Origin of the sequence: Candidatus Rhodoblastus alkanivorans, from assembly GCF_022760755.1 — a bacterium.
In the GTDB taxonomy this organism is placed as follows: Bacteria; Pseudomonadota; Alphaproteobacteria; order Rhizobiales; family Beijerinckiaceae; genus Rhodoblastus; species Rhodoblastus alkanivorans.
This window is the reverse complement of the sequence record NZ_JAIVFP010000001.1, coordinates 1,255,695-1,280,205: the sequence shown is the minus strand read 5'-3', so window position 1 is coordinate 1,280,205 and position 24,511 is coordinate 1,255,695. Positions and strand designations below refer to the sequence as shown.

At 63.2% G+C, this 24,511-nt stretch carries 24 protein-coding genes and 1 tRNA gene; 19 read left to right on the top strand and 6 right to left on the bottom strand.

The window, feature by feature from the left end; genetic code table 11:
- Positions 1-26 precede the first annotated feature (26 nt).
- Positions 27-512, bottom strand: a complete 486-nt coding sequence (locus K2U94_RS05825) for a DUF2380 domain-containing protein (RefSeq protein WP_243066306.1) — start codon at positions 510-512, stop codon at positions 27-29.
- A 200-nt stretch (positions 513-712) separates the two neighbouring features.
- Between K2U94_RS05825 and K2U94_RS05820 the strand changes: the two genes are divergently transcribed.
- From K2U94_RS05820 to K2U94_RS05795, 6 genes are all read left to right on the top strand, one after another.
- Complete coding sequence (locus tag K2U94_RS05820; RefSeq protein ID WP_243066305.1) at positions 713-1,936, top strand: ABC transporter substrate-binding protein; 1,224 nt, start codon at positions 713-715, stop codon at positions 1,934-1,936.
- 52 nt (positions 1,937-1,988) lie between these two features.
- The gene (locus tag K2U94_RS05815; protein WP_243066304.1) at positions 1,989-2,969 is read left to right on the top strand and encodes a PQQ-dependent catabolism-associated beta-propeller protein; all 981 of its coding nucleotides are present in this window, start codon (positions 1,989-1,991) and stop codon (positions 2,967-2,969) included.
- Between the two features lie 36 nt (positions 2,970-3,005).
- The gene (locus tag K2U94_RS05810) at positions 3,006-3,617 is read left to right on the top strand and encodes a hypothetical protein (RefSeq protein ID WP_243066303.1); all 612 of its coding nucleotides are present in this window, start codon (positions 3,006-3,008) and stop codon (positions 3,615-3,617) included.
- Between the two features lie 271 nt (positions 3,618-3,888).
- Positions 3,889-4,593 (top strand): response regulator transcription factor, encoded by a 705-nt coding sequence (locus K2U94_RS05805; protein WP_243066302.1) that lies wholly within the window; start codon positions 3,889-3,891, stop codon positions 4,591-4,593.
- Positions 4,594-4,777: 184 nt separating this feature from the next.
- Complete coding sequence (locus K2U94_RS05800; RefSeq protein ID WP_243066301.1) at positions 4,778-5,443, top strand: hypothetical protein; 666 nt, start codon at positions 4,778-4,780, stop codon at positions 5,441-5,443.
- Entirely contained in the window at positions 5,424-5,795 is a 372-nt protein-coding gene (locus K2U94_RS05795; RefSeq protein ID WP_425332505.1) for a hypothetical protein, read from the top strand. Before K2U94_RS05800 ends, K2U94_RS05795 begins: the two co-directional genes overlap by 20 nt.
- 30 nt (positions 5,796-5,825) lie before the next feature.
- On the opposite strand, the gene K2U94_RS05790 is transcribed toward K2U94_RS05795, so the two are convergent.
- The 3 genes from K2U94_RS05790 to xoxF5 form a co-directional block, all read right to left on the bottom strand.
- Positions 5,826-6,683 (bottom strand): quinoprotein dehydrogenase-associated putative ABC transporter substrate-binding protein, encoded by an 858-nt coding sequence (locus K2U94_RS05790; RefSeq protein ID WP_243066300.1) that lies wholly within the window; start codon positions 6,681-6,683, stop codon positions 5,826-5,828.
- A gap of 4 nt (positions 6,684-6,687) precedes the next feature.
- Positions 6,688-7,242, bottom strand: a complete 555-nt coding sequence (locus K2U94_RS05785; protein WP_425332504.1) for a c-type cytochrome, methanol metabolism-related — start codon at positions 7,240-7,242, stop codon at positions 6,688-6,690.
- 143 nt (positions 7,243-7,385) lie between these two features.
- Entirely contained in the window at positions 7,386-9,146 is a 1,761-nt protein-coding gene (gene xoxF5 / locus K2U94_RS05780; protein WP_425332543.1) for a lanthanide-dependent methanol dehydrogenase XoxF5, read from the bottom strand.
- 880 nt (positions 9,147-10,026) lie between these two features.
- Between xoxF5 and K2U94_RS05775 the strand changes: the two genes are divergently transcribed.
- The 8 genes from K2U94_RS05775 (at position 10,027) to K2U94_RS05740 (ending at position 18,698) form a co-directional block, all read left to right on the top strand.
- Positions 10,027-10,263: a hypothetical protein gene (locus K2U94_RS05775; protein ID WP_243066298.1), complete on the top strand. Its 237-nt coding sequence runs from the start codon at positions 10,027-10,029 to the stop codon at positions 10,261-10,263.
- A gap of 153 nt (positions 10,264-10,416) precedes the next feature.
- Complete coding sequence (locus K2U94_RS05770) at positions 10,417-11,538, top strand: S-(hydroxymethyl)glutathione dehydrogenase/class III alcohol dehydrogenase (RefSeq protein ID WP_243066297.1); 1,122 nt, start codon at positions 10,417-10,419, stop codon at positions 11,536-11,538.
- Positions 11,539-11,656: 118 nt separating this feature from the next.
- On the top strand, positions 11,657-13,162 hold the full coding sequence (gene glpD, locus K2U94_RS05765; RefSeq protein ID WP_243066296.1) for a glycerol-3-phosphate dehydrogenase: 1,506 nt from the start codon (positions 11,657-11,659) through the stop codon (positions 13,160-13,162).
- Positions 13,159-14,640 carry a glycerol kinase GlpK gene (gene glpK / locus K2U94_RS05760; protein WP_243066295.1) on the top strand — a complete coding sequence of 494 codons (1,482 nt, stop codon included), beginning with the start codon at positions 13,159-13,161 and terminating at the stop codon, positions 14,638-14,640. Before glpD ends, glpK begins: the two co-directional genes overlap by 4 nt.
- A gap of 49 nt (positions 14,641-14,689) precedes the next feature.
- On the top strand, positions 14,690-16,036 hold the full coding sequence (locus tag K2U94_RS05755) for a (Fe-S)-binding protein (protein WP_243066294.1): 1,347 nt from the start codon (positions 14,690-14,692) through the stop codon (positions 16,034-16,036).
- Positions 16,037-16,097: 61 nt separating this feature from the next.
- Complete coding sequence (trxB, locus tag K2U94_RS05750; RefSeq protein WP_243066293.1) at positions 16,098-17,057, top strand: thioredoxin-disulfide reductase; 960 nt, start codon at positions 16,098-16,100, stop codon at positions 17,055-17,057.
- Positions 17,058-17,181: 124 nt separating this feature from the next.
- On the top strand, positions 17,182-17,550 hold the full coding sequence (locus K2U94_RS05745) for a response regulator (RefSeq protein ID WP_243066292.1): 369 nt from the start codon (positions 17,182-17,184) through the stop codon (positions 17,548-17,550).
- Between the two features lie 140 nt (positions 17,551-17,690).
- A complete protein-coding gene (locus K2U94_RS05740) occupies positions 17,691-18,698 on the top strand; it encodes a zinc-dependent alcohol dehydrogenase family protein (RefSeq protein ID WP_243066291.1) in 1,008 nt (335 codons plus the stop codon).
- Positions 18,699-18,962: 264 nt separating this feature from the next.
- On the opposite strand, the gene ctrA is transcribed toward K2U94_RS05740, so the two are convergent.
- Positions 18,963-19,664 (bottom strand): response regulator transcription factor CtrA, encoded by a 702-nt coding sequence (gene ctrA, locus K2U94_RS05735; RefSeq protein WP_243066290.1) that lies wholly within the window; start codon positions 19,662-19,664, stop codon positions 18,963-18,965.
- Between the two features lie 512 nt (positions 19,665-20,176).
- Between ctrA and K2U94_RS05730 the strand changes: the two genes are divergently transcribed.
- A complete protein-coding gene (locus K2U94_RS05730; protein ID WP_243066289.1) occupies positions 20,177-20,575 on the top strand; it encodes a flagellar export protein FliJ in 399 nt (132 codons plus the stop codon).
- 127 nt (positions 20,576-20,702) lie between these two features.
- Positions 20,703-21,737, top strand: coding sequence for a putative bifunctional lysylphosphatidylglycerol flippase/synthetase (locus tag K2U94_RS05725; protein WP_243068810.1), 1,035 nt, complete (start codon positions 20,703-20,705; stop codon positions 21,735-21,737).
- Positions 21,738-21,791: 54 nt separating this feature from the next.
- On the opposite strand, the gene sciP is transcribed toward K2U94_RS05725, so the two are convergent.
- Positions 21,792-22,067 (bottom strand): CtrA inhibitor SciP, encoded by a 276-nt coding sequence (sciP, locus tag K2U94_RS05720; protein ID WP_243066288.1) that lies wholly within the window; start codon positions 22,065-22,067, stop codon positions 21,792-21,794.
- A gap of 417 nt (positions 22,068-22,484) precedes the next feature.
- On the opposite strand from sciP, the gene mnmA reads away from it, so the two are divergent.
- The 3 genes from mnmA to K2U94_RS05705 all read left to right on the top strand — a co-directional run bounded on the left by mnmA (position 22,485) and on the right by K2U94_RS05705 (position 24,486).
- The gene (mnmA, locus tag K2U94_RS05715; RefSeq protein WP_243066287.1) at positions 22,485-23,678 is read left to right on the top strand and encodes a tRNA 2-thiouridine(34) synthase MnmA; all 1,194 of its coding nucleotides are present in this window, start codon (positions 22,485-22,487) and stop codon (positions 23,676-23,678) included.
- Positions 23,675-24,334 (top strand): class I SAM-dependent methyltransferase, encoded by a 660-nt coding sequence (locus K2U94_RS05710; RefSeq protein ID WP_243066286.1) that lies wholly within the window; start codon positions 23,675-23,677, stop codon positions 24,332-24,334. The genes mnmA and K2U94_RS05710 overlap by 4 nt, the downstream gene beginning before the upstream one ends.
- A 75-nt stretch (positions 24,335-24,409) precedes the next feature.
- A tRNA-Met gene (locus tag K2U94_RS05705) sits at positions 24,410-24,486 on the top strand.
- Positions 24,487-24,511: the final 25 nt, after the last annotated feature.

Genomic DNA, 24,511 nt, shown 5'->3' with positions numbered 1-24,511 from the left:
GCGGGCCGCGTCCTTTGCGCACACCGTCAATAGGGCGGCGGCGAGGCCGAGACTTCGTCGCCGAGAAAGGCGGCCGCGCGGCGCCACGAATCGTCGCTGTCGCCGCGGAAGGTCGATTGCCAGTGAAGCAGGCGCCGACCGTCGGCGGCGTCGAAGAGGCCAAGCCAGACATTCGAGGCTTGCGCGCCCACGTTCTGGACGGCGCCGGCGAGAACGAAAGCGGCGCCGAGATCGCGTGCGCGCTGCAGCACCCGCGCGCTGTCGCCGGAAATGAAATCTTCGGTGAATTCCGGCGAGATCGTGCGATAAACGCCCTTGCGATCGATTGCGACGCGCAGCTCGTTCAGCATCAGCTCGACCTGGTCGGCGTGGCCGTCCGCCTGGAGAATGGCGTCGCCATCCGCGAAAGCAAAGGGCATCACAAGCAAGGGAGTCGGCGGCGCCTTGGCGTAAACCGGTAATGACGCGACCAGCGCGGGCAAGGCCACGGCCGCGAGCCAAAGCACGCTCATCTCTAACTCCGAAGTATTATTCACCATGGCGACTACAGACAGCATCTCGATATTGGGCAAGTCTTGCGCAACTTCTAAATTGAGCGGATTATGGCACAAGGGCCCGTGACGCGCATTCGGCGCCGTCTTAATAATCTCTTATGATTTTCACATTGACGTCTCAGCATTGGATCACAAATAATCTTCATATGGAAAGTAGTTTGCAAGAATATGCTGCTTTGCGGCGCCGCACCTTCGCTTGGACGGCGTTGCGCCTCTTCTATCTTTGCGTCTGCCTGTGCGTCTCACAGCCATCCGGCGCCCGGGCGCAGGGCAAGCTTCAGGTCAATATCGGCTATATCGCATATGCGAAGCCGGCGCCGGCGCTATACGATCTTTACGCCGTCCCCAAGGACGAAGGCGAGCGCGGTGCCGCGCTGGCGATCGCGGAGAACAACACGACCGGGTCCTTTGTCGGCCAGACCTACGAGCTGACGACGACCGTGGTCGAGCCCGGCCAATCGCCGGTCGCGGCGGCGCGCGCTCTTGCCGACAAGGGCGTGCGCCTGTTCATCGCCGACCTGCCAACCCCCGATCTGATCCAGGTCGCCGACGCCCTGCGGCCGCTCGGCGCGCTGGTGTTCAACGCCGCCGCGCAGGACAATTCCCTGCGCGGCGCGGACTGCCGGCCCAATCTTTTCCACCTCGCTCCGAGCAGGGCGATGCTCACCGACGCTCTGGCGCAATTCCTCGTCGTGCGTCAGTGGCGACGCATTCTGCTGGTCATCGGCCCCCGCCCCCATGACGCCGAATACGCCGCCTCCTTCTGGAATTCCGCGAAAAAATTCGGGCTCAAAATCGTGGCGCAAAAGCCCTGGACCTTCGGGCCGCTGGCCAAGGCGCGCAGTGACAGCGTGACGGAAGCGGCAGCGCTGACCTTCGCCCGGGGCATCGACTATGACGTCATCGTCGTCGCGGACGAGGCCAATGATTTCGGCGATTATATTCTCTACCGCACCGCGGAGCCCAAGCTGGTTCTGGGCACGCAGGGGCTCGTCGCGACCTCATGGAGCCCCGTTCACATCGCCTGGGGCGCCGAGCAATTGCAGACCAAGTTTCTGCGCTTCGCCGGGCGCCACATGCGGCCGATCGATTATCAGGCCTGGATGGCGGGGCGTGCGATCGGCGACGCGGCGGTCGCCCTCAAGAAAGCCGACGCCAGTGCGATCCGAGCCTATCTCGTGGGGCCGGATTTCAGCATCGGCGTATATAAGGGGGTCGCCGCCACCTTCCGTCCCTGGGATCTGCAACTGCGTCAGCCGGTGCTGCTCGCCCAGCCGATGTCCATCGTCGGAATCGCGCCGCAGCCGGGCTTTTTGCATCAGCGAACGACGCTCGACACTCTGGGCTTCGATCTGCCGGAAACGGCCTGCCACTTCAAATAGGCGCCAAGAAAAATCCAAAAAGTTAAATTCAAATAGCCGCCAGGAGAAGATCATGCATTGCTTTAGGGCCTGCGCGTTGGTGTTGAGCGGCGCGCTGGCGAGCGTCGTCTCGGTTCCGGCCGTCGCCTACCAGATTTACGTCACCAATGAAAAAGGCAATTCCGTCAGCGTGATCGATTCGGAAAAGCTCGCGGTGACGAAGACCTTCCCGGTCGGGCGGCGGCCGCGCGGCGTCACCATCAGCCCGGATGGCAAGCAACTCTATGTCTGCGCCAGCGACGACAACGGCATCGACGTCGTGGACACATCGAACCTCAAGATCCTGCGCACGCTCAATTCCGGCTCCGACCCCGAGCAATTTGCTCTCAATCCCTCTGGAAATCCGCTCTATATTTCGAATGAGGACAATTCCGAAGTCACCGTGCTCGACGTCGAGAAGAACCGGATCATCGCCCGCGTGCCGGTCGGAATCGAGCCGGAGGGCATGGCCTTGAGCCCGGACGGCGACACGCTCGTCAATACGTCGGAAGTGACGAGCATGGCGCATTTCATCGACGCGCACAGCTTCAAGCTGATCGACAGCGTGCTGGTGGGCAAGCGTCCGCGTGTCGCAATTTTCAGCAAGGACGGGTCGCGCCTGTGGGTCAGCTCCGAACTCGGCGGGATGGTCTCCGTCATCGACCCGAAGACGCACAAGATCATCAAGCAAATCCGTTTCGACGTGCCGGGGCTGACCCAGCAGGAAATCCAGCCGGTCGGCATCCGCCTGACGAGCGACGGCAAGACAGCCTTCGTCGCCCTGGGACCGGCCAATCGCGTCGCGGTCGTCAACGCCCAGACCTTCGAGGTGGAAAAATATTTGCTAGTGGGGTTGCGCGTGTGGCATCTGACGCTGACGCCGGACGAAAAACTGCTGTTCACCACCAATGGCAATTCCAACGACGTCTCGGTGATCGATGTCCCGAACCTCACGGTGGTCAAGAGCATTCCCGTCGGCCTCGCGCCGTGGGGCGCGGTTTCGTCACCGCATTGAGGCGCCGGCGCACGGCTTTCGTTTTGGGAGGATGGAATGGTTCGGCTCGTAACATGCGCCGCTTTGATGTTTCTGCTTGGCTCGGCCGCTTCATGCCTGGCGGGGCCGGCGGACGATGCCCAATGGCCCTGCGCCCAGGCCAAGACCGGACCCGTCAGCGCCGCGGCCGTATGGACGGGGCCGGATATCGCCAAGGCGGGAAACTGGGAGGATGACCAAGACGCCGCCGAATTGGCTCACAAGCTGGCGTCGCGCCGCACGCCGCTGACCGACGCCGACGGGCTGATCGCCGCCTTCGCCGCCAAGGCCGGCGCCGACAAATCCGCTCGTCTGACCCATGTTTTCGCTGGTGTGCTCGACATCATCAATACCGAGCGCAACCGCGTCATTTCGGGAATCGTGCGCTATGCGCGCGGCCAGAACCGGCTGGCCGAAAAAATTCGCGATGAGGCCGACAAGATCGGCGACCAACAGGAAGCAAAAAATCTGACCGCGGTCGAGACGCTGAAGGACGCACAATCGAGTCTTGCCTGGGACAAGAGGATCTTTGAGGCGCGCTCCCAATCTCTGACTTACGTTTGCGAAACGCCGATGTTGCTTGAAAATCGCCTGTTCGAAATCGCCCGCAAGATTCAACAGCGACTCTGATACAATGCGTTCGCGACTTGCCGAGCGACGGTTTTTGCTTTAAGTTGCTCAAGCACGTGGCGGAAATACACGTTTATCATTATATCAATATATTCAAACTAAGAAATCTAAGATTAATTTAATAAGATTTTTGTGGCCGGAAGGGACCCAATCGGGCCCTCCCGCGTTGTGACAACGAGCGCGAGGCTCTATCTTCGCGGACGCTGAACGGTCGAGCGGAAGTCTCAAAAAGGACCGGCGGCAGGGAATGTGAAACCCGGGGCATGCTGCGATGAATGTTCTGATCATCGAAAACGATCTGGTCGCCGGAGGCGAACTCGCCGAAGGCCTCAAAGCCGAGGGCTTCGACGTCACTTTCGTTGCCGAAGGTGAAGATCCGGTCGAAACCGCGAAAGCGCTCAATCCGTGCGCGGTTTTGTTCGATTCCGCCTCTCCAGACAAGCACGACTTCGAAATGTGCCGCGCCATGCGGCGCAACGGACGCACCGAACCGATCCTCTTTCTCAGCGCGCGCCATGAAGCGACCGATCGAGCCAGCGGGCTCAGTGCGGGCGCCGACGACTATATCGCCAAGCCCTTCCTGTTCGACGAACTGGTTGAGCGGTTGCGCGCCCATCTGATTCATCGTTCGATCTCGGCCGATTCGAGCGAGCGCCGCAAGGTCGGCCAACTCGTGCTCGACCTGCGCACCCGTCAGGCTTTCTTCGGCGGCGCCCATATCCGTCTGACCCAGCGCGAGACCGAGCTTCTCGCCATCCTGATGGACAACGCCAATCACCCGGTCGGGCGCGGCGACATTTACGACCAACTTTGGGGCGATCAGGGTGGCACGTCGCTCAATGTGGTCGATGTCTACCTCGGCTATTTGCGCACCAAATTCACCGAGATCACCCGCGTCGGCGGCCCGTTCATCAGCACCGTGCGCGGGCGTGGCTTCATGCTCGACATGGCGGGCTACAAATCCGCCGCGCGCTGAGCGCGGGACGCGGGCCGAGCTTTTCGCGCCGCGGGGCCTTCCGGCTCCAGAGCGGCGAGCGAAGAGGTCGTCACCCGCATTTCGCAAATGCGCCGCGACAGCAAAGGAATTCAGGGACGGCAACGGTTCGACCGGATCGTGGCCGTCTCCAACGCTTCAACCCACTCCCGCCAAGGAGAAATGCATGAAGCTCCGCCTGGGGCCTTTTTTCGCTTGTCTTCTGTTCGCTCAAGCGCCGCTGGCGCTCGCCAACGACAAGCCTCCCTCCGCCGCCGATCTTCTGTTCGACACGCCGCAACTCACCAACACCAAGCCGGGCGACGAACTGGATTATTCCTATAGCCAGAAGTCCAGCGATCCCGCCAAATATGGCGACGCCTTCGACGACAAGATCAAGCTGATGATTCAGAAGGCCAGCCATGCGCCCGACGAGCGCACGGTGGATGTGCAGATGTTCTCAGGCGAAAGGCGCAAGCCGGCCGGCCCCTTCGAGGACATGACCGGCAATCCCGCTTTGGTTCTGATGCTGGAGAACAACATCCAGCAATTATCCGCGCTGCTCCACGGCAATCCGCGTTATTTCAAGAGCGCCATCCGCCGCGCCTTGCGCAGCGCGCAAAGCGCGCCGGACAAGATCGAGGGTCAGGACAAGGCGTGGCGGGTCGAGGTCGCTCCGTTCAAAGACGATCCGCAAAAATCCCGCATGCTCGGTCTGGACGGCATGACCTATGTCTTTCGCGTTGCGCCCAATCTGCCCGGCGTCATCTACGAGATCGACATCGCCGCCCACGACCCGTCCGGCGCCGTGCTGATGGAGGAGAAATTGCGCTATGACGGCAAGAAGAGCTGATCTCGCCGCGCTGGGTCTCGCGCTGGCGATGGCCCTGGCCCTGGCGGCGCCGGCCCGCGCCGGCGATAACGACGCTGTAAATGATTATCCGACCGAGGCGCGCGCAGATTATGTCTTCGCCTGCATGGCCGCCAACGGCGAGTCGCGCGAAATGCTGCGCAAATGCGCCTGCTCGCTCGACGTGCTGGCGTCGATCCTGCCCTATGACAAATATGTCGACGCCGAAACCGTCCTATCGATGCGCCTGGGCGTCGGCCAGGCAGCCAATGCCTTCCGCAACACGCCGCGGTTCAACGACATTGTCGCCGATCTCCGCCGCGCCCAAGCCGAGGCGGAGATCCGCTGCTTTTGAGGCGATGCGGGCGAGCGCGGACGGCTTTGCTTAATGCGGGCCGCTGCGTTCGCGCCGCCCGACGTCGATCGGCGCCGCCGCGATCGGCATAAGCGGCACGCCATAGCTTTCGAGGATCGCGTCAATATCTTTTTGGCGCTTGCGGATGATCGCGTTCAGCTTTTCTTTCCAGTCGGTTTCACCGCGTCGCATGCCGAAGGCGATGCGATAGATGAATTGCGGCCTTTTGTCCGTGACCAGCGGTGTGACCGTTAGCGGAATTTTAGCCACTTTTGCGAAATAGCCGCCGATCGGCCCCCAGAGGATGACAGCGTCGTTCTCCCCTGCCGCGAGATCGCGCAGCGCGTCCTCGGCCGGCGACGAATAGCGCCGGTCCACGAGCAGCGAATAGCTCTTGACATGGTCGTAGACGCCGAGCGCCATCAGATGATCGACGGGCGGCGTGGCGGCGATGACGCCGAGCTTCGCGTTCTTCAGGCGCGGGTCGCTGAGCCGGTTGACGCCGTCGAGCGGTCCGCCCTTGCGCGTCACCAGAACATAGGTCGATGCGTAATAGGGATTGGAATGATCGACCAGATCGGATTCCGACGCATAGCCGACGATCAGGTCGCACATGTCCGACAGCAAAGTGTTGTGGACGAAGCCCGGTCCCTCGGGCATCCAGAAATAATGAAGCGGAACCTTGAGCTCTCCGGCCACGAGTTCCGCGATCTTATTCTCGAAGCCTTGCTGCGCCTTGTCGGAAAACGGCATGTTGGCGGGCGGCGCGCAGACGCGCAAACGGTCGCGCGAGACGAGATCGGGCATCGTCTGCGCAACCGAGGGGCTGGCGCCAAGAAGCGCCAGCAGGCCGAAGGCGGAGAGGAGGCCGCGCCAGTTCAGGCGCATGGTGTCACTCGGAACCCATGCAGGAATCCTGCGCCGCCGCCCAGGCCTTGGGCTTGGGCTCGTGTTCGGCCGGACGGTTGCGGCCAAGCGCACCATCGGACCGGGCCTTGAGATAAACATAGATGTCATCGATGTAGCACATCACGTTCTTGTCTGTGCCAAGCGACGGCATGACCCGTTCCTGGCCTGCCCCGAGGTTCCTCTTGCCTCCCGCGACCGTGGCAAGGAAGGTTGGATAATCGATCGTTTTCAGGGAATCGACCAGCGCCGGGGCGTAGCTGGAGCCCATGCCGTCCGGACCATGGCAGCGCAGACATTCGGAGCTGTAGCGCAGGAAACCGGAATAGGTGTACCAGTCAACCTTGCCGTCGGGGCTGATATGATAGGTCGGGTTGCCTTTGGCGTCAAAATATTCCCCGTCCTTGCTGCTCGCGGGCTGCTTGGTTTCGCAATGGGCGGCGGCGCCCCCCAGGATGAAAGCGAAGCAGGCGGCGAAAAGGGAAGCTGCGAGGCGCGTTTTTATCGCCGGGCGCGCAGGGGCGTAAGCGGGAACGTTCACGAGTTGGAATCCATTCATTATTCTTGGGCTCGCCATTCCCTGCGTCCGCCGGCGTCGGGCGGCCCGGAGGCGAACGCCATTGTGAGAGCGACGAATAACCGGGCGGGTTGCAAAACCCGCCCGGTTCGGACGAATGCCGGCGATCAATCGGGGAGGGCGAAGACCGTCAGCGTGCCGCCGAGCGCGGTGTAATTGTTCAGCGCCGCATAGCCGCCGACCGCGCCGAGACCGGCGTGGGGATCGGTCAGGCCCGCCGCGAGGCCGATGCCGGCCCAGCCGCCGACGCCGGACAGAACGGCCACATATTGCTTGCCCTTGTGCTCATAGGTCATCACGTTGCCGATGATGCCCGACGGGGTCTTGAACTTCCAAAGAAGCTTGCCCGTCTTGGCGTCCACCGCCTTCAGATAGCCTTCCAGCGTGCCGTAGAACACGACATTGCCGGCGGTGGCGAGGGCGCCCGACCAGACCGAGAAGCGCTCGGGGTCAGACCAGACGATCTTGCCCTTTGTGGCGTCCCACGCGATGAAATTGCCCATGTTGCTGCTGCCTTCCGGCGGATACATGGACAAGGTGGCGCCGACATAGGGCTGGCCCGGAGTGTAGCTCACCCGGAACGGCTCGTAATCCATGCAGACATGGTTGGTCGGCACGTAGAACAGGCCGGTCTTGGGCGAGAAGGCCGAAGGCTGCTGGTCCTTCGTGCCGAGCGCCGCCGGGCAGATGCCCTTGGTGTTCACGTCCTCGCCATTGTCCTCGGTCGAATATTTGGAGACGACCAGCGGACGGCCATAGGTCGGGCTGCTCTTGTCCATGTCGACCTTGGTCGCCCAGTTTACGGCCGGGTCGTATTTCTGGGCGACGAGCAGTTCGCCATTGGTGCGGTCAAGCGTATAGCCGAAGCCGTTGCGGTCGAAATGCACCAGCAGCTTGCGCATCTTGCCGTCGATCTTCTGGTCGACCAGCGGCATTTCGTTGATGCCGTCATAGTCCCACTGGTCATGCGGGGTCATCTGATAGACCCATTTGGCCATGCCGGTGTCAGGATCGCGGGCAAAGATGGTCATCGACCACTTGTTGTCGCCCGGACGTTGCTTGGGGTTCCAGGTCGAGGGGTTGCCCGAACCGTAATAGATGAGATTCAGCTTCGGATCATAGGAATACCAACCCCAGGTGCAGCCGCCGCCGGTCTTCCATTGGTCGCCCTTCCAGGTCTTGAGGCTGGAATCCTTGCCGATGGGTTTGCCGAGTGCGGTGGTCTTCTCGGGATCGACCAGCAATTGATCGTCCGGACCGACCGAATAGGCGCGCCATTCGCGCTTGCCGGTCTTGAGGTCATAGGCGGTGACATGGCACTGAACGCCGAACTCGCCGCCGGAGATGCCAACGATGAGCTTGTCCTTGACGGGAAGGACCGTCGCCGTATTGGTTTCACCCTTCTTGGGATCGCCGTTGACCGCCTTCCAGACGACCTTGCCGGTCTTGCCATCGAGCGCAACCACAGTGGTGTCGGCCTGATGCAGGAAGACCATGCCGTCGGCATAAGCGAGACCGCGGTTGACGGTGTCGCAGCACATCACCGGAATGACGTTCGGATCCTGCTTGGGCTCGTATTTCCAGATGATCCTGCCGTCGTTGTTCAGGTCGAGGGCGTAGACGATGTTCGGGAAGGGGGTGTGAACATACATGATGTCGCCGACGACGATCGGCGCGCCTTCGTGGCCGCGCAGCACGCCGGTGGAGAAGGTCCACGCCGGAGCGAGTTTGCTGACGTTGTTCTCATTGATCTGGTTGAGCGTGGAATAACGGGTATTCGCGTAATTGCCCGCCTGGATGACCCATTCCGCCGGGTTCTGCTCGGCTTTCAGGACGGAATCATTGGCGAACGCCGGCGCGCACAACATCAGCGCGGTGGCAGAGAGCAGAGATGCGTAAAGCCTCTTCATAGGGTTTCCTCCGAAACGCAACGGCGTCCGCTGTTTTTTCCAGCAGCCGATATATTAGCTGGCTTCAGCCAGTCTTTAACGTCGCCATTCGACGTAGGGCGTAGACTTGCCATTCCGTCGAAATCAGGGGCTCGGTCTTATTTCTGACGAAAAAGTTGTACTCGGGCCGTTCGAGCCTCGCAACGAGCAGCCAAGCTATTTGATTATTATATTTGGCTTAGAGCCTTCAGGGCGAATGCGTCGGCATCCGCCCAACCTGCGCTATTTCATTTCGCTAATGCGAAGACTCTATTCCCGGTCCGATCCGGCGCGGGCGGAAAACCGGGCGATAAGACGCCGCCCGCTCCGCGCTGCGGCGCCCGCGAATTCAAAAGGGCTCAGAAATAGGGCATGTCCGCTCAAAAGCTGAGCAGAGAGAAGCGCAAACCTGACGGCAGGCGCGCAAGGCCCCGACGACCGCCCCCATTCGCGCGCCTTTCCGGCGCGGAGAGGCCGATGCAGAGGCTGGATTGCGCCCGATCCATCGGCGCGCCGGCTTTATCGGGCGCTCGGGCGAGCATTGCCGATCTGGCCCAAATTTTGTATTGTCATAGATGCTTACGCTCAGGCGTGCAGGACGCCAGAACGCAAGGTCCGCGATAACAGGCCACATGACCGCGGCGCGCATTAGCGCCCGCCAGCACTGCCCCCGGCCAAGAAACTCTGCGCGGTGAGAATGCCGAAGAGGAACGTCCGCCATCCCTTCCCGTCCCGCGACGGGGAGACGCGGCAACGTGAGGGCTTTTTGCTCGAAAAGCCTGCCGGCGCCCTGGCGTCGGAGGGGACATTGGAGAATGTTATGGCCGTTTTCACCGCTGTGGTTCTTTTCTGTCAATTGTCGGTTCCGCCGCAGAACTGCGACGAAACGCGGGCCATCGACGTCATCTCGACTCGCGTCGACAACCAGTTCGCCTGCCTGCGCGGCCTGCAGGAGACGATGGCGCGCGGCGCTTTGCGCGAGGGCCTCGGCGAGACCGTCTACATGAAGACGCAATGTGTGCGGCGCCAAAAGACTTCGTCGCTCACGGGCGAGTAAAGCGCGGCGGCGGGTGCGCCGCAATGTGTTTTGCTATGTTTTGCCGAGGGGCGTTCTGAAATTGTCCTTATAATCGGCGACGGCGATTGCGCGGGGAGTCTCGGGCGACTTTAATGGGCAAGTAAACACTTCCCCATTCAAAGGCTCTTTTCCATGAAGACCCGTGCTGCAGTCGCCTGGAAGGCGGAAGCGCCCCTCACCATTGAGACGATCGATCTGGCCGGCCCCAAAGCGGGCGAGGTGCTGGTGGAGATCATGGCGACCGGCGTCTGCCATACCGACGCTTACACGCTTTCGGGCCTCGATTCCGAAGGCAAGTTCCCTGCTATTCTCGGCCATGAAGGCGCGGGGATCATCCGCGAAGTCGGCGCCGGCGTCACGTCCGTGAAGCCCGGCGACCATGTCATTCCGCTCTACACGCCGGAATGCCGCCAGTGCAAAAGCTGCCTGTCGCAGCGCACCAATCTCTGCACCGCGATCCGCTCGACCCAGGGCCAAGGCCTGATGCCCGACGGCACCAGCCGCTTCTCCTGCGAGGGCGCGAGCAACCAGCCCATCTTCCACTACATGGGCTGTTCGACCTTCTCCAACTTCACCGTCCTGCCGGAAATCGCCGTCGCCAAGGTGCGCGAGGACGCGCCCTTCGACAAGATCTGCTATATCGGCTGCGGCGTCACCACCGGCCTCGGCGCGGTGATCTACACCGCCAAGGTCTGGCCGGGCGCCAATGTCGTGGTGTTCGGCCTCGGCGGCATCGGCCTCAACGTCATCCAGGGCGCGAGAATGGTCGGCGCCGACAAGATCGTCGGCGTGGATCTGAACCCGGCCAAGGTCGAGATGGCCAAAAAGTTCGGCATGACCCATTTCATCAATCCGAATGAGGTCGGCCGCGACAAGGTGGTCGAGGCCATCATCGACGTCACCGGCGGCGGGGCTGATTTCTCCTTCGAATGCGTCGGCAATATCCACACCATGCGGCAGTCGCTGGAATGCTGCCACCGCGGCTGGGGCACGTCGATCCTCATTGGCGTGGCGCCTTCGGGCCAGGAAATCTCGACCCGTCCGTTCCAGTTGGTGACGGGCCGCAACTGGCGCGGTTCGGCCTTCGGCGGCGCCCGCGGCCGCACCGATGTGCCGAAGATCGTGGACTGGTACATGGAGGGCAAGATCAACATCGACGATCTGATCACCCACACCATGCCGCTCGAAAAGATCAACGACGCATTCGACCTGATGCACAAGGGCGAATCGATTCGCTCCGTCGTGATCTTCTGATCGCGCGATTTAGCGTCGCGGACGAAACGCCGTCGGCCTGCCCGGCGGCGTTTTGTTTTGACGGCGCCCCGCGCCCGTTCGATGATCGAGAAAAAGAGATTCGAGCCTGGGAGAGGGCGTGAGCGGCGGGGCGACTTTCTACGACCTCTTCGTGATCGGCGGCGGCGTCAATGGCTGCGGCGTGGCGCGCGACGCCGCCGGGCGCGGCTTTTCGGTTGGCCTGGCGGAAAAGGACGATCTCGCGAGCGGGACTTCGTCGAAATCGACCAAGCTCGTCCACGGCGGCCTGCGCTATCTCGAAACGCTCGAATTCGGCATGGTGCGCGAAGCCCTGCGGGAGCGCGAGATTCTTCTCACGATCGCGCCGCATCTCGTGCGGCCCATGCGCTTCATCCTGCCCGTCGCCCCAGGCGCGCGGCCGGCCTGGCTGCTACGTCTCGGCCTGTTCCTATACGATCGCCTGGGGGTCCGCCAAAAACTTCCCGGCGCGAAAGCGCTCGATCTGCGCAAGGCGCCGGAAGGGGCCGCGCTCCGTCCCGACCTGCGCAAGGCCTTTTCTTACTGGGATGGACGCGTGGACGATTCGCGGCTCGTCGTGCTCAACGCCCGCGACGCCGCCGACCGCGGCGCCGACATTTTGACGCGCGCCGAGGTTATGCGCACACGAGTCGAGGATGGAGCCTGGCGCATCGCATTACGCGACCGGCAGACGAGCGCCGAGCGCGAAATCGCCGCGCGTCTCGTGGTCAATGCGGCGGGACCCTGGGCGGAGTCTGTTTTGCGCGGCGCGATCGGCGCAAGAAATCCGCCGCGCCTGAGGCTGGTGCGCGGCAGCCATATCGTGACGCGCAAATTGTTCGACTCCGACGCCGCTTTTCTATTCCAGGCCGACGACGGCCGCGTGGTCTTCGCCATTCCCTATCAGAACGATTTCACCTTGATCGGCACGACCGACGTCGATCATTCCGGCGCCCCCGAAAAGGCCGCCATAACGGCGGAAGAAACCGCCTATCTCTGCCGGGTTGCGAGCGCCTTTCTCGCGCGGGGCGTGGCGCCGCCCGACGTCCTATGGTCCTTTTCCGGCGTCAGGCCGCTCAATGACGATGGCGGCGGAACGGCGGCGAAGGTCAGCCGCGATTATGCGATCGATGAAACAGGGATCGAAGGCGCGCCCCTCATCAGCATTCTCGGCGGCAAGCTGACCGCCTTTCGCCACGTCGCCGAACAGGTCGTGGACCGCGCCGCCGCGCATCTCGGCGCGCGCGGCCGGGCCTGGACCGCGACGCCCCCCCTGCCCGGCGGCGATTTTTCCAATGGCGATCTTGCCGCCGTCGAGAAGGATCTCGCGGCGAAATATCCCTTTCTCCGCGCCGCCGAAGCGCGCCGCCTCGCCCACGCCTATGGAACTTTATGCGACGAAATTCTTGGGGCCGCGCGCAGGCGCGAGGACCTCGGCCGCAATTTCGGCATGGGCCTGAGCGAGGCCGAGCTCGACTATCTCGCTGGACGGGAATGGGCGCGCACGGCCGAGGACGTTTTGTGGCGGCGCTCGAAGCTCGGCCTGCACGCCGACGCCGAGAAAATCGCCGCGATCGACGCTTTTCTCGCCGGGGAGGAAAAATGACCAGATATGTCGGCGCGATCGACCAGGGCACGACCAGCACCAGATTCCTCGTCTTCGACCGCGCCGGCGCCATCGTCGCCGGCGCCCAGAAGGAGCATCGCCAGATTTTCCCCCAGCCCGGCTGGGTCGAGCACGATGCCGAAGAAATTTTTCGCGCGACCTGCGAAGTTATTGGCGAGGCCCTGGCGGGCGCGTCCTTAAGCCCGTCCGACCTTGCCGCCGTCGGGATCGCCAACCAGCGCGAGACGGCCTTGATCTGGGAGCGCGACACGGGGCGCCCGCTTCATAACGCGCTCGTATGGATGGATACGCGCACCGAAGCTTTGGTTGCGGAAATGTCGCGCGACGGCGGCGCGGACCGTTTTCGCGCCAAAACCGGTCTGCCGCTCACGACCTATTTTTCCGCGCTGAAGTGGCGCTGGCTGCTCGATTGCCTGCCCGAGGCGCGCCGCCGCGCGGAAGCCGGCGAGGTCCTGTTTGGCACAATGGACTCCTGGCTCGTCTGGCGCCTGACGGGACGCCATGTCACCGACGTCACCAACGCCTCGCGCACCCTGTTGATGAATCTGACCACTTTGGACTGGGACGATTCTCTGCTCGCCGCTTTCGAGCTTCCTCGCGCAGCCCTGCCCGAAATCCGTTCGTCCAGCGAGATTTTCGGCGGCGCAATGGGGCCGCTCACGGGCGTTCCCCTCGCCGGCCTGCTCGGCGACCAGCAGGCGGCTTTGTTCGGACAGGCCTGTCTGCGGCCGGGTCAGGCCAAGAACACTTATGGCACCGGCTGCTTCCTGCTGATGAATTCCGGAGAGACGCCTTTTCCCTCGCGCGCCGGTCTGCTGACCACGCTCGGCTACAAGCTCGGCGAGGCGAAGCCAGTCTATGCGTTGGAAGGCTCGGTTGCGATCGCCGGCGCTTTGGTGCAATGGCTGCGCGACAATCTCGGCCTCATCCGCTCGGCAAGCGAGATCGAGGCCTTGGCGGCGAGCGCGCCCGACAATGGCGACGTCTATATCGTGCCGGCCTTTTCCGGCCTTTATGCGCCCCATTGGCGATCGAACGCGCGCGGAATCATCGCCGGCCTGACGCGATTCGCCGACAGGCGCCATCTCGCGCGCGCCGCGCTCGAAGCCACCGCCTACCAGACCCGCGACGTGCTCGACGTCATGATCAGGGAATCCGGCGTGGCGATGCAGGAAATGCGCGTGGACGGCGGCATGGTCGTCAACGACCTGCTGATGCAGTTCCAGAGCGACATCCTGGGCGCGCCCGTGGTGCGGCCGAAGATCGTCGAGACCACGGCGCTCGGCGCGGCTTACGCCGCAGGCCTTGCGGTCGGCTATTGGCGCTCGACCGGCGACATCGAGGAAAACTGGGCCGCCGACCGGCGCTGGTCGCCGCGAATGGACGAAGGCTTGCGCGAAAAACTCTATACCTCCTGGGGCAAGGCGGTGCGGCGTTCGTTCGACTGGGTGGAATGATCCCTCATGGCGGACTTTTTGCTTGCTCACGGCGATTCTGGGAGCAGGCATGAAAACGCATCTCGATTGGTCCGGTTACGACACTTACGGCATTGGCGACGCCTATTCCGGCATTCCTGCCCGCGGCGGCAATTACGCCAAGGCGGTGGCGGTCTGCATGCACAATCGCGCCTGCCAGGCCGAGGGCCGCGGCGTGATGTGCCCCAGCTTCCGAATCACCCATGATCCCGCCCATTCGACCGAGGCGCGCGTCGCGGCCTTCAAGGCGGCGCTCAATGGCGAATTTGGCGACAAACCCTTCGGCGACGAAAGGCTGGCCGCCGCCATGGACCTTTGCGTTTCCTGCAAGGCCTGCAAGAAGGAATGTCCCAGCGCCGTGGACATGGTGCTGATCAAGACCGAATATCTCGCCCAGCGCAACGAGGCCCATGGCGTCTCGTCCCGCACCAGGCTTTTCGCGGGTCTGCCGGCCTGGCTCGGCCGCTGGCGCGGCCTGGCGCGCTGGCTGGTCACGGCCCGCAACGCCTTTCCGCCCGTGGCCTGGGCCGCGGAAAAGCTGCTTGGCCTGACCTCGCGGCGACCGCTGCCGCCGCCGGCGGCGCAGCCTTTTTCCGCCGAGGGACCATTCGGCGACGGCGAGCGCGGAAATGTCTGGCTGTTTGTCGATACTTTCGCCCATCATTTCGATCCCGAGATCGCGGAAGCCGCGATCTCGGTGCTGACGGCGGGCGGCTATCGGGTGCGAATCGCGCGGCCGGCGGAGGACGACCCCGAGCCCGGGCGCTCATTGTGCTGCGGGCGCACTTATCTGTCGATGGGCATGGTGAGCAAGGCGCGCGCCGAAGCCCAACGCGTCTTGGCGGCGCTGAAGCCGGCGGTCGCCGCCGGGGAGGCCATCGTCGGACTGGAGCCGTCCTGCCTGCTGTCGATGCGCGATGAGTTTTACAGTCTCGGCCTCGGCGAAGAAATCGGCAAGCTCGGCAAGAATCTCTATCTGTTCGAGGAATTCATCGCGCGCGAGGCGCAGCGCGGGCTGAAACTGCCGCTGGAAACGCCCGCGGGCGTAAAGATCCACGTCCACGGCCATTGCCACCAGAAGGCCTTCGGGGTGATGAAATCGGTCCGCAAGACGCTCGGCCTGATCCCGGGGCTGGATTTCGAGCTGATCGAGGCGGGCTGCTGCGGCATGGCGGGCTCGTTCGGCTTCGAGGCCGAACATGTCGAGGCGTCGAAAAAAATGGCGGAGCTGGCCTTGCTGCCGGCGGCCCGCGCCGCCAAGCCTCAGGACGTCATCGTCGCCGACGGCTTTTCCTGCCGCCACCAGATTCTCGACGGCGCCGGACGCAAGGCCGTCCACATGGCGGTGCTGCTGCGGGACGCGCTCGCGGCGCCTTGAGGAAAGCCGTGCTTTCGCTTATCTCCAGCAGACATTCATCGCGTCCGCCCGTGGAGAGTTCATGTCGAAGGAATCGTCGCCCATCCACGCCAAAGTCGTCGTCATCGGCTCCGGCCCGGCCGGCTATACCGCCGCCATCTATGCCGCCCGCGCCATGCTCAAGCCGATTCTGATCTCGGGTTTCGACGCCGGCGGGCAATTGATGATCACCACCGAAGTCGAAAATTACCCCGGCTTCGCCGAGCCGATCCAGGGGCCCTGGCTGATGGAGCAGTTGCGGCTCCAGGCCGAACATGTCGGGGCGCAGCTCGTCAGCGACCATATTATCAAGGTGGAGCTGGGCCAAAGGCCGTTCCGGCTCACCGGCGATTCGAGCCAGATCTATACCGCCGAAGCCCTGATCGTCGCGACCGGCGCCAAGGCGCAATGGCTTGGCGAAAAGAGCGAGGAAAAATTCAAGGGTTTTGGCGTTTCGGCCTGCGCGACCTGCGACGGCTTCTTCTTCCGCGGCAAGAAGGTGGCGGTGATCGGCGGCGGCAATTCGGCGGTCGAGGAGGCGCTCTATCTCTCCCATATCGCGGAAAAGGTGACGCTGGTCCATCGCCGCGATTCTTTGCGCTCGGAGCGAATCCTGCAGGAGCGCCTGTTCGCGCGGCCCAATATCGAGATGCGCTGGGACAGCGTGGTCGATGAAATTCTCGGCCGCGAGAATCCGCTTTCGGTGGAGGCGCTGCGAATCAAAAACGTCAAGACCGGCGCGCTGGAGACGATTCCGCTCGACGGCGTCTTCGTCGCCATCGGCCACAAGCCGGCGACCGAGCTGTTCGCGGGCCAGATCGAGCTGAAAGGCAACGGCTATATCAAGACCGCGCCCGATTCGACCGCGACCAATATCGAGGGCGTGTTCGCGGCGGGCGACGTCGCCGACGACAAATATCGCCAGGCGGTGACCGCGGCGGGACTCGGCTGCATGGCGGCGCTGGAGGCCGAACGCTGGCTGGCGTCGCAAAAAGGCGGCTGACCCTTCGAAAGTTCGAATTCCTTTAGCTCTTTGTTCAGGGCCGGGCGGCATAATCCCGGACCGAGAATCCTGCGCCCTCTCCTCCGTCGAGACCGGCGCGGGCGAAGAACTTGAGGGATTCCAAATGAGGCGGGGTCTGATCGTCGACGATTCGGCGGTGATCCGCATGGTGGCGGGTCGCATTCTAGGGCTTTTGCATTTCCAGAGCGAAGAGGTCGACAACCGCGCCAAGGCGCTGGCGATCTGCGAAAGGCTGATGCCGGACGTGATTCTGCTCGATGGCGGCAGGCCGGGCGCCGAAACGCTGGACTTCATGCGCACCATCCGCCGCATGCCCGGCGGCGAGGCGACGAAGATCATCTTTTGCGCTACCGAAAACGATCCGATGGCGATCGGCCGGGCGCTGCGCGCCGGCGCCGACGACATTTTGTTCAAGCCTTTCGATCGCCGCACGATGCAGGAAAAATTCGAGGACGTCGGCCTGCTGGCCTGATCCCGCCCGGCGCCTGCGAAAAAATCCGCCATCCCCGCGTCCTTGCGGAAAACCGGAATCGCATTTGCGGGAACTGCTCCCAAAGACCTGTTGCCCGAACGTCCAGCCTTGGCTGAAATGGCGGCAAAAGGGAGATTGGCATGAGCAAGGCGATGATCGTGCAAGCCGGTGGCGGCTTCGACAAGGTGATCCGGGGTGAGCGCGAGGCGCCTCCGCCCCAGGCCGGCGAGATTACCGTGCGCCTGCACGCCTGCTCCCTGAATTATCACGATTACGCCGTGGTGAGCGGCATGTGGGGGCCAAAGGAGCCGCGCATCCCGATGGCCGACGGCGCCGGCGTCGTTACGGCGGTCGGACCGGGGGTGAGCGAATTCGCGATCGGAGACGCTGTCGTCAGCGCCTTCTTTCCATCCTGGGAAGATGGCGAGCCGGAGGTCGAGGGTTTCGCGACCGTGCCGGGCGACGGCGTGGACGGCTACGCCCGCGAACTGGTGACAACGACGGCCGCCGCCTTCACGCCTGCGCCAGAAAAATATTCCCATGCCGAAGCCGCGACTTTGACCACCGCCGGCCTGACCGCCTGGCGGGCGTTGCATGACGACGGCCGCCTCAAGGCGGGCGAAACGGTTCTGGTCCAGGGCACCGGCGGCGTCTCCATCTTCGCGCTGCAATTCGCCAAAATGGCGGGGGCGACGGTGATCGCGACGTCGTCCAGCGCGGCAAAGCTGACGAAACTCGAAGCCCTCGGCGCCGACCATCTCATCAATTACAAGGAAAATCCGAATTGGGGGCAGATCGCGCGCGATTTCACCGGCGGTCGCGGGGTCGATCATGTCGTCGACATCGGCGGACCCGGCACGCTGGAGCAATCCATGATCGCGGCGCGCGTCGGCGGCCATATTGCGCTGATCGGCATTCTAACCGGGCTGACGGGCGAATTGCCCGTGGTCATGGCGCTCATCAAGCAGATCCAGCTCAAGGCGGTGCTCGTCGGCAACCGCCGCCAGCAGAGGGATATGATTCGCGCGATCGACGCCAATGGCATGAGGCCCGTGATCGACAAGAGTTTTGGTCTGGAGGAAATCGTCGAGGCTTTCAAATATCAGGAAAGCAACCGGCATTTCGGCAAGATCTGCCTGGAATTCTGAATTCCTTTGTTACCGCGGCGTTTTTGCGAAAAATCGGCCTCCGCCTTTTTGCACGCCGCTATGGCGCGCCGACGAAAAACCCCGCCTCGTCGGCGGGGTTTCCAGTCCAGCGGGATCGTCACCCTGGCGGGGGCGGGGTTGTTTGAATCCCACAGCCATCATGCGGAAAGCGGATCGCCTTGGCCAGATAAACGATTATCCAAGGTGAAGAATTTCTCGCCAAATTCAGTGGCGCATTTCTTCTGACGCTCCCTTGGCGTCCAATCAGGCGGTGATTCGTTCGTCCGCGTCGGACGGCTCTCTCAATACGTAGCCGCGACCCCAGACGGTTTCAATATAATTGCGGCCTTCGCTGGCGTTGGCGAGCTTTTTGCGGAGCTTGCAGATGAAGACGTCGATGATCTTCAGCTCCGGCTCGTCCATCCCGCCATAGAGATGGTTGAGGAACATTTCCTTGGTCAACGTCGTGCCCTTGCGCAGCGAGAGCAGCTCGAGCATCTGATATTCCTTGCCGGTCAGATGCACGCGGGCGCCAGCCACTTCGACGGTCTTCTGGTCGAGATTGACGATGAGGTCGCCGGTGGCGATCACCGATTGCGCATGGCCCTTCGAGCGGCGGACGATGGCGTGGATGCGGGCGACCAGTTCGTCCTTGTGGAAGGGCTTGGTGAGATAGTCGTCAGCGCCGAAGCCGAGGCCCTTCACCTTGTCCTCGATGCCGGCGAGACCGGAGAGAATCAGGATCGGCGTCTTGACCTTGGCGACGCGGAGATGGCGCAGGACTTCATAACCAGACATGTCCGGCAGGTTCAGGTCGAGCAGGATGATGTCGTAGTCGTAAAGCTTGCCTAGGTCGATGCCCTCTTCCCCGAGATCGGTCGTATAGACATTGAAGTTCTCGGACTTGAGCATCAGTTCGATGCTTTGCGCGGTGGCGCTGTCGTCTTCGATCAATAATACGCGCATGTGAAGTCCTCACCCGCCCCAAGGAATTGCGACGCGGGCCGAAATCGCAGCCGGGCCAGCGGCTGGTCGACGGCCCTAGACGAGCGCCCACGCAAATCATTTCCGAAAACCCTTAACGCCGAATGGTTAACAAAGTCTGATTCCCTCTGGCAAGGGGACATCGGCGCGAATTTCGTCAGATTGCGCAAGCTCCTCGACCGCAAGCAAAAAATCCGGTGGAAAGGCGTTCCGACAGCCCCTTGCGCCGGCGGGCCCGCCTTTCCGCTCCCCCCTCCGCCATGATCGGCGCATGGGCGGGAACTTAACAAGGATTGTTAAGCACGGGGGTTAACGAAGCCTTATCGCGACCACCGCAAATACCTCTAATCGCAAGAAATTTGGCGAAACCGCGGTTTTGCGCGGCGCGGGTAAGGAAACGGCAACCTCCATAAGGCAATCTTGCGCTCGTCTCGCGGAAATTTTGTCTGGTGGTTGAAGGAATCTTTCAGCCTGCGTTTTTGGAGTTAAATGTGATGAAGTCGCGAGATACGCTCGTCCGTCTCAAGCGTTTCCAGGTGGAAGAGAAACGCCGCCGCCTGTCGCAGATCGAAATGATGATCGCCGAATTCAATCGCATGGCCGCCGAACTCGATCGCGAGATCGCCACGGAGGAACAGAAATCGGGGGTCAAGGACGTCGCCCATTACGCCTATTCGACCTATGCCAAAGCGGCGCGCGCGCGGCGTGACAATCTGCTCCATTCGGCCGACGAGCTGAAAGGCCAGCTCGACGAGGCCAAGGCGCTCTATGACCAGGCCTGCGAGGAGCTGGCCAAGGCGCAGGCGCTCGAAGGCCGGGACAAGGTTCCAACGGCTGGCGAGATCGCGCGCGACATGCCGGGCTTCGGGGCCCTGCGCGGCGCGCGGGCCTGACGCCGCCTTCCGGGACGCATCCGCCAATCCGGGCTTGCGCTCGACCGCCGCCTGTTGCAAAGGAAGCACAGGCGGGCGCCCGCGGGGGCCGCCTGCGTTCGAGCATTGCAGGGCCCGGATGGATTTCATCAAACGCAATCTCGACTATATCTGGCCTGCGCTTGGTTTTGCCGCCGTCCTCGTTTCCTTCTGGCTGCTGTTCCAGGAATTTCGCGGCCAATCGCTCGGACCCCAGCTGATCGCCGCCTTCGAGGCGATTCCGATGCACCGCTATGCGCTCGCCTTCGGCGCGACCGTCGTGGCCTATGTCGCTTTGGCCTATTACGACTGGATCGCGCTGCTGCACCTGAACGTGCGCCATATCTCCTGGCGCTTCATCGCCGCCTGCTCCTTCACCACTTACGCCCTGTCGCACAATATCGGCGCTTCCGTGGTTTCAGGCGCCATGGTGCGGTATCGCGGCTATGCGACCAAGGGGCTCAAAGCCGCGCAGGTCGCGGTGCTCGTCGCCGTGTGCTCGCTGACCTTCCTGCTCGGCGAATTGCTGGTCGGCGGAATCGCCCTGCTGATGCGGCCTCGGGCGCTCGCCCAGCTCGACGACCTGCTGCCCGCCTTCCTCACCCATCCCGCGACCGCCCGGGTGATCGGCCTCGCCTGTCTCGGCGTCGTCGCCCTTTATATCGCTGGATCGCTGGTCAAAATGCCGTCGCTGACCCTTTCCGGCGTCCGCATCGCCTATCCGAAATGGGGAATCGTCGTCCGCCAGCTCATCGCCGCGCCGGCCGAGATCCTTGGCGCCGCCGGCATCATTTATTACGCCCTGCCGGCCGCGGGCAATCCGGGCTTCCTCGTCGTCGTCGCGGTGTTCATCTTCTCCTTTTCCGCCGCTTTGGCCTCCAACGCGCCGGGAGGGCTGGGCGTTTTCGAAATTGTCTTCCTCAAGAGCATGCCGGGCTCGCCCCAGGACGGCGTGCTGGCCGCCCTCCTCCTGTTCCGCCTTTTGTACCTGCTCATCCCGCTCGGGATCGCGATTTTCGTGGTTTTGAATTTCGAGCGCCGCCGGCTCGCCGAGGCGATCGAGCATCATCACCACATGGCGGAGGGAAAGGCGCAGCCGGCCGGGGAAAAAGAGCGGGAGAAGCTCGGCCAGGCGCCGAAATAGCAAACGCCGGCCTCACGGGCCGGCGTTTCGGAAATCCTGAGTGCGCTTGCCCCGTCACATGCGATATTGCTGCAGGCGGGTCGTGCGCAGACCGGCGAGGCCGTGCTGGTCGATCGACATCTGCCAGGAGAGGAACTCATCCACCGTCAGGGTATAGCGGCTGCAAGCTTCCTCCAGCGATAGCAGGCCGCCGCGAACGGCGGCGACGACTTCCGCCTTGCGGCGGATGACCCACCTTTTGGTCGAGGGCGGCGGCAGGTCGGCGATTGTCAATGGACTGCCATCGGGTCCGATGACATATTTGACCCTCGGACGGTGGGGCTCGGTCATGATCAATACTCACGTTACGCGGAGAACCCTGACTGAAGCCTGACGTCCCGAATTGAGCATCAGGGCCTGATCCGGAGCGTTGGGCTCTACGTCACGACCCTAGCGCGTCCTATTTAAGAAACGCCTAAGCGAAATGGCCGCAAATGAGCTATAAATCATTGTTTGTAGGCCTATTTCTTGCCAAATCCTTAGCGCAGTGCTGAAAATGTCCTGCTTCGAAACAGGCGCTAGGCCAGCGTTAACCATGTTTTCTTCGCTGGCGCTGCGCCTTCCAACGTCCCATATTCGTTGAAAAGCGGCAAGCGACGGCCTATTGAAGAAAGTCCCGCGGCGCGAAAATCGGGAATGCCCCGGCGCTGGCCGCGCGCTTTCGTCCACGGGGGATCGTCCGGGGGAGTTTCGCGAGATTCTGGATTCATGAGCGCTGGTTCCACCCTTCTCAACAGCCTCGACCTGCCGGGAGCGCCGGAGAGATGCCGCGTGGTCGTCGCGATGTCGGGCGGCGTCGATTCGTCCGTCGTCGCCGCGCTGCTCAAGGAGCAGGGCTATGACGTGATCGGCGTCACCATGCAGCTTTACGATCACGGCGCGACGGAGCACCGGCCGGGCTCGTGCTGCGCGGGCCAGGACATTTTCGACGCCCGCCAGGCCGCCGCCCTGCTCGGGATCCCGCATTATGTGCTCGACTACGAGACGCGGTTCCGCGACAAAGTGATCGACGCCTTCGCGCAATCCTATGCCGAAGGCGAAACGCCGATCCCCTGCGTGACCTGCAATCAGGAACTCAAGTTCACCGACCTGTTCGACGTCGCGCGCGACCTTGGGGCCGACTGCCTCGCCACCGGCCATTACATCGCCTCCCGCGCGGAAGGCGCCGAACGCGCGCTCTATCGCGCCATGGACCCCGACCGCGACCAGAGCTATTTCCTGTTCGCCACGACCCGCGCACAGCTGCAGATGCTGCGTTTTCCGCTCGGCGAAATGACCAAGCCCGAAGTGAGGGAGCACGCCCGCCGCTTCGGCCTGCCCAATGCCGACAAGGCGGACAGCCAGGACATTTGCTTCGTTCCGACCGGGCGTTACAGCGACATCGTCGAACGTCTGGCGCCGCAGGCCGCTCAGCCGGGCGAGATCGTCCATATCGACGGCCGCGTGCTCGGCCGCCATTCGGGGGTCATGCATTTCACCATCGGCCAGCGTCGCGGCCTCGGCCTCGGCGCGGCGGGGGCCAGCGCCGGCGAGCCGCTTTACGTCGTGAAGATCGACGCCGCGAAGGCGCGCGTCACCGTCGGGCCGCGCTCCGCTTTGGCGACGCGGCGGGTGGTTCTGCGCGATGTCAACTGGATCGGCCCCGGCGAAATGGCCGACGCCGGGCGCGAGATCGCGGTGCGGGTGCGCTCGACCCGTCCGCCGGTCCCCGCGATCCTGGAAATGCGCGACGGCGAGATCGTCGTGGAGTTCGTCGACGACGAAAGCGGCGTCGCGCCCGGCCAGGCCTGCGTCTTCTATGACAGCGCCGAACCGCGCGCCCGCGTGCTCGGCGGCGGCTTCATCCGCAGCACCGAGGCGGCGACGCCCGCCGTCCCGTCGCCGCGCGCCGCCGCCGGATGACGGAAACGCGCCGCGAAATCGCGCAATTGGAAAATGCGCATGTGGAGGAGGCCTACGCCCGCTGGGCGCCGGTCTATGATCTGGCGTTTGCGGCGGTCATGGCGCCGGGGCGGCGCGCGGCTGTCGCCGCCGCGCAATGTCGGGGCGGGCTGATCCTCGATGTCGGCGTCGGCACGGGGCTCGAACTGCCGATGTTCGACGCCAAGGTTTCCGTGGTCGGCGTCGATCTCTCCGAACCGATGCTGCGCCGGGCCCAGACCCGCGCCGCGCGCGAAAAACTGCTTCAGGTCGCCGGGCTTTGCGTGATGGACGCCACAAGGCTCGCCTTTCCTTCGGGCGCGTTTGATTCGGTGGTTGCGCCCTATGTGCTGACCGTGGTTCCCGATCCTGCCGCGACGCTCGACGAATTGGCGCGGGTGGTGAAGCCCGGCGGCGAGATCGTGCTGGTCAATCATGTCGGCGCCGAATCGGGGCCGCTCGCCTGGATCGAATCCTGGCTCGGCCAGAAATCCGCCTCGCTCGGCTGGCGGCCGGAATTTCCGTGGGCGATCCTGGGCGACTGGATCGCCTCCCGCCCCGACTTGCGCCTCGTCGAAAGGCGAAAGATCCCGCCGCTCGGCCTGTTCACTCTCGCACGGATCGAGCGGATTAAATAATGCCGGTTCCTTGACAATGGCGGCGCGGGCGGACTATTAACCGCCCACTTGAGGCGCGGCCCGGTCGCGCATCGGGGCGGAGTAGCTCAGCCGGCTAGAGCAGAGGAATCATAATCCTTGTGTCGGGGGTTCGAGTCCCTCCTCCGCTACCAAAAAACCCCCAACCGACGCGCCGGC

Coding starts and splice junctions, on each gene's coding strand:
- K2U94_RS05795 (WP_425332505.1), top strand. CDS start 5,424: ATGACGGCAAGAAGAGCTGATCTCGCCGCGCTGGGTCTCGCGCTGGCG.
- K2U94_RS05815 (WP_243066304.1), top strand. CDS start 1,989: ATGCATTGCTTTAGGGCCTGCGCGTTGGTGTTGAGCGGCGCGCTGGCG.
- mnmA (WP_243066287.1), top strand. CDS start 22,485: ATGAGCGCTGGTTCCACCCTTCTCAACAGCCTCGACCTGCCGGGAGCG.
- K2U94_RS05775 (WP_243066298.1), top strand. CDS start 10,027: ATGGCCGTTTTCACCGCTGTGGTTCTTTTCTGTCAATTGTCGGTTCCG.
- K2U94_RS05800 (WP_243066301.1), top strand. CDS start 4,778: ATGAAGCTCCGCCTGGGGCCTTTTTTCGCTTGTCTTCTGTTCGCTCAA.
- K2U94_RS05740 (WP_243066291.1), top strand. CDS start 17,691: ATGAGCAAGGCGATGATCGTGCAAGCCGGTGGCGGCTTCGACAAGGTG.
- trxB (WP_243066293.1), top strand. CDS start 16,098: ATGTCGAAGGAATCGTCGCCCATCCACGCCAAAGTCGTCGTCATCGGC.
- K2U94_RS05730 (WP_243066289.1), top strand. CDS start 20,177: ATGAAGTCGCGAGATACGCTCGTCCGTCTCAAGCGTTTCCAGGTGGAA.
- K2U94_RS05710 (WP_243066286.1), top strand. CDS start 23,675: ATGACGGAAACGCGCCGCGAAATCGCGCAATTGGAAAATGCGCATGTG.
- K2U94_RS05805 (WP_243066302.1), top strand. CDS start 3,889: ATGAATGTTCTGATCATCGAAAACGATCTGGTCGCCGGAGGCGAACTC.
- K2U94_RS05770 (WP_243066297.1), top strand. CDS start 10,417: ATGAAGACCCGTGCTGCAGTCGCCTGGAAGGCGGAAGCGCCCCTCACC.
- K2U94_RS05825 (WP_243066306.1), bottom strand. CDS start 512: ATGAGCGTGCTTTGGCTCGCGGCCGTGGCCTTGCCCGCGCTGGTCGCG.
- xoxF5 (WP_425332543.1), bottom strand. CDS start 9,146: ATGTTGTGCGCGCCGGCGTTCGCCAATGATTCCGTCCTGAAAGCCGAG.
- glpK (WP_243066295.1), top strand. CDS start 13,159: ATGACCAGATATGTCGGCGCGATCGACCAGGGCACGACCAGCACCAGA.
- ctrA (WP_243066290.1), bottom strand. CDS start 19,664: ATGCGCGTATTATTGATCGAAGACGACAGCGCCACCGCGCAAAGCATC.
- K2U94_RS05745 (WP_243066292.1), top strand. CDS start 17,182: ATGAGGCGGGGTCTGATCGTCGACGATTCGGCGGTGATCCGCATGGTG.
- K2U94_RS05810 (WP_243066303.1), top strand. CDS start 3,006: ATGGTTCGGCTCGTAACATGCGCCGCTTTGATGTTTCTGCTTGGCTCG.
- sciP (WP_243066288.1), bottom strand. CDS start 22,067: ATGACCGAGCCCCACCGTCCGAGGGTCAAATATGTCATCGGACCCGAT.
- K2U94_RS05755 (WP_243066294.1), top strand. CDS start 14,690: ATGAAAACGCATCTCGATTGGTCCGGTTACGACACTTACGGCATTGGC.
- K2U94_RS05790 (WP_243066300.1), bottom strand. CDS start 6,683: ATGCGCCTGAACTGGCGCGGCCTCCTCTCCGCCTTCGGCCTGCTGGCG.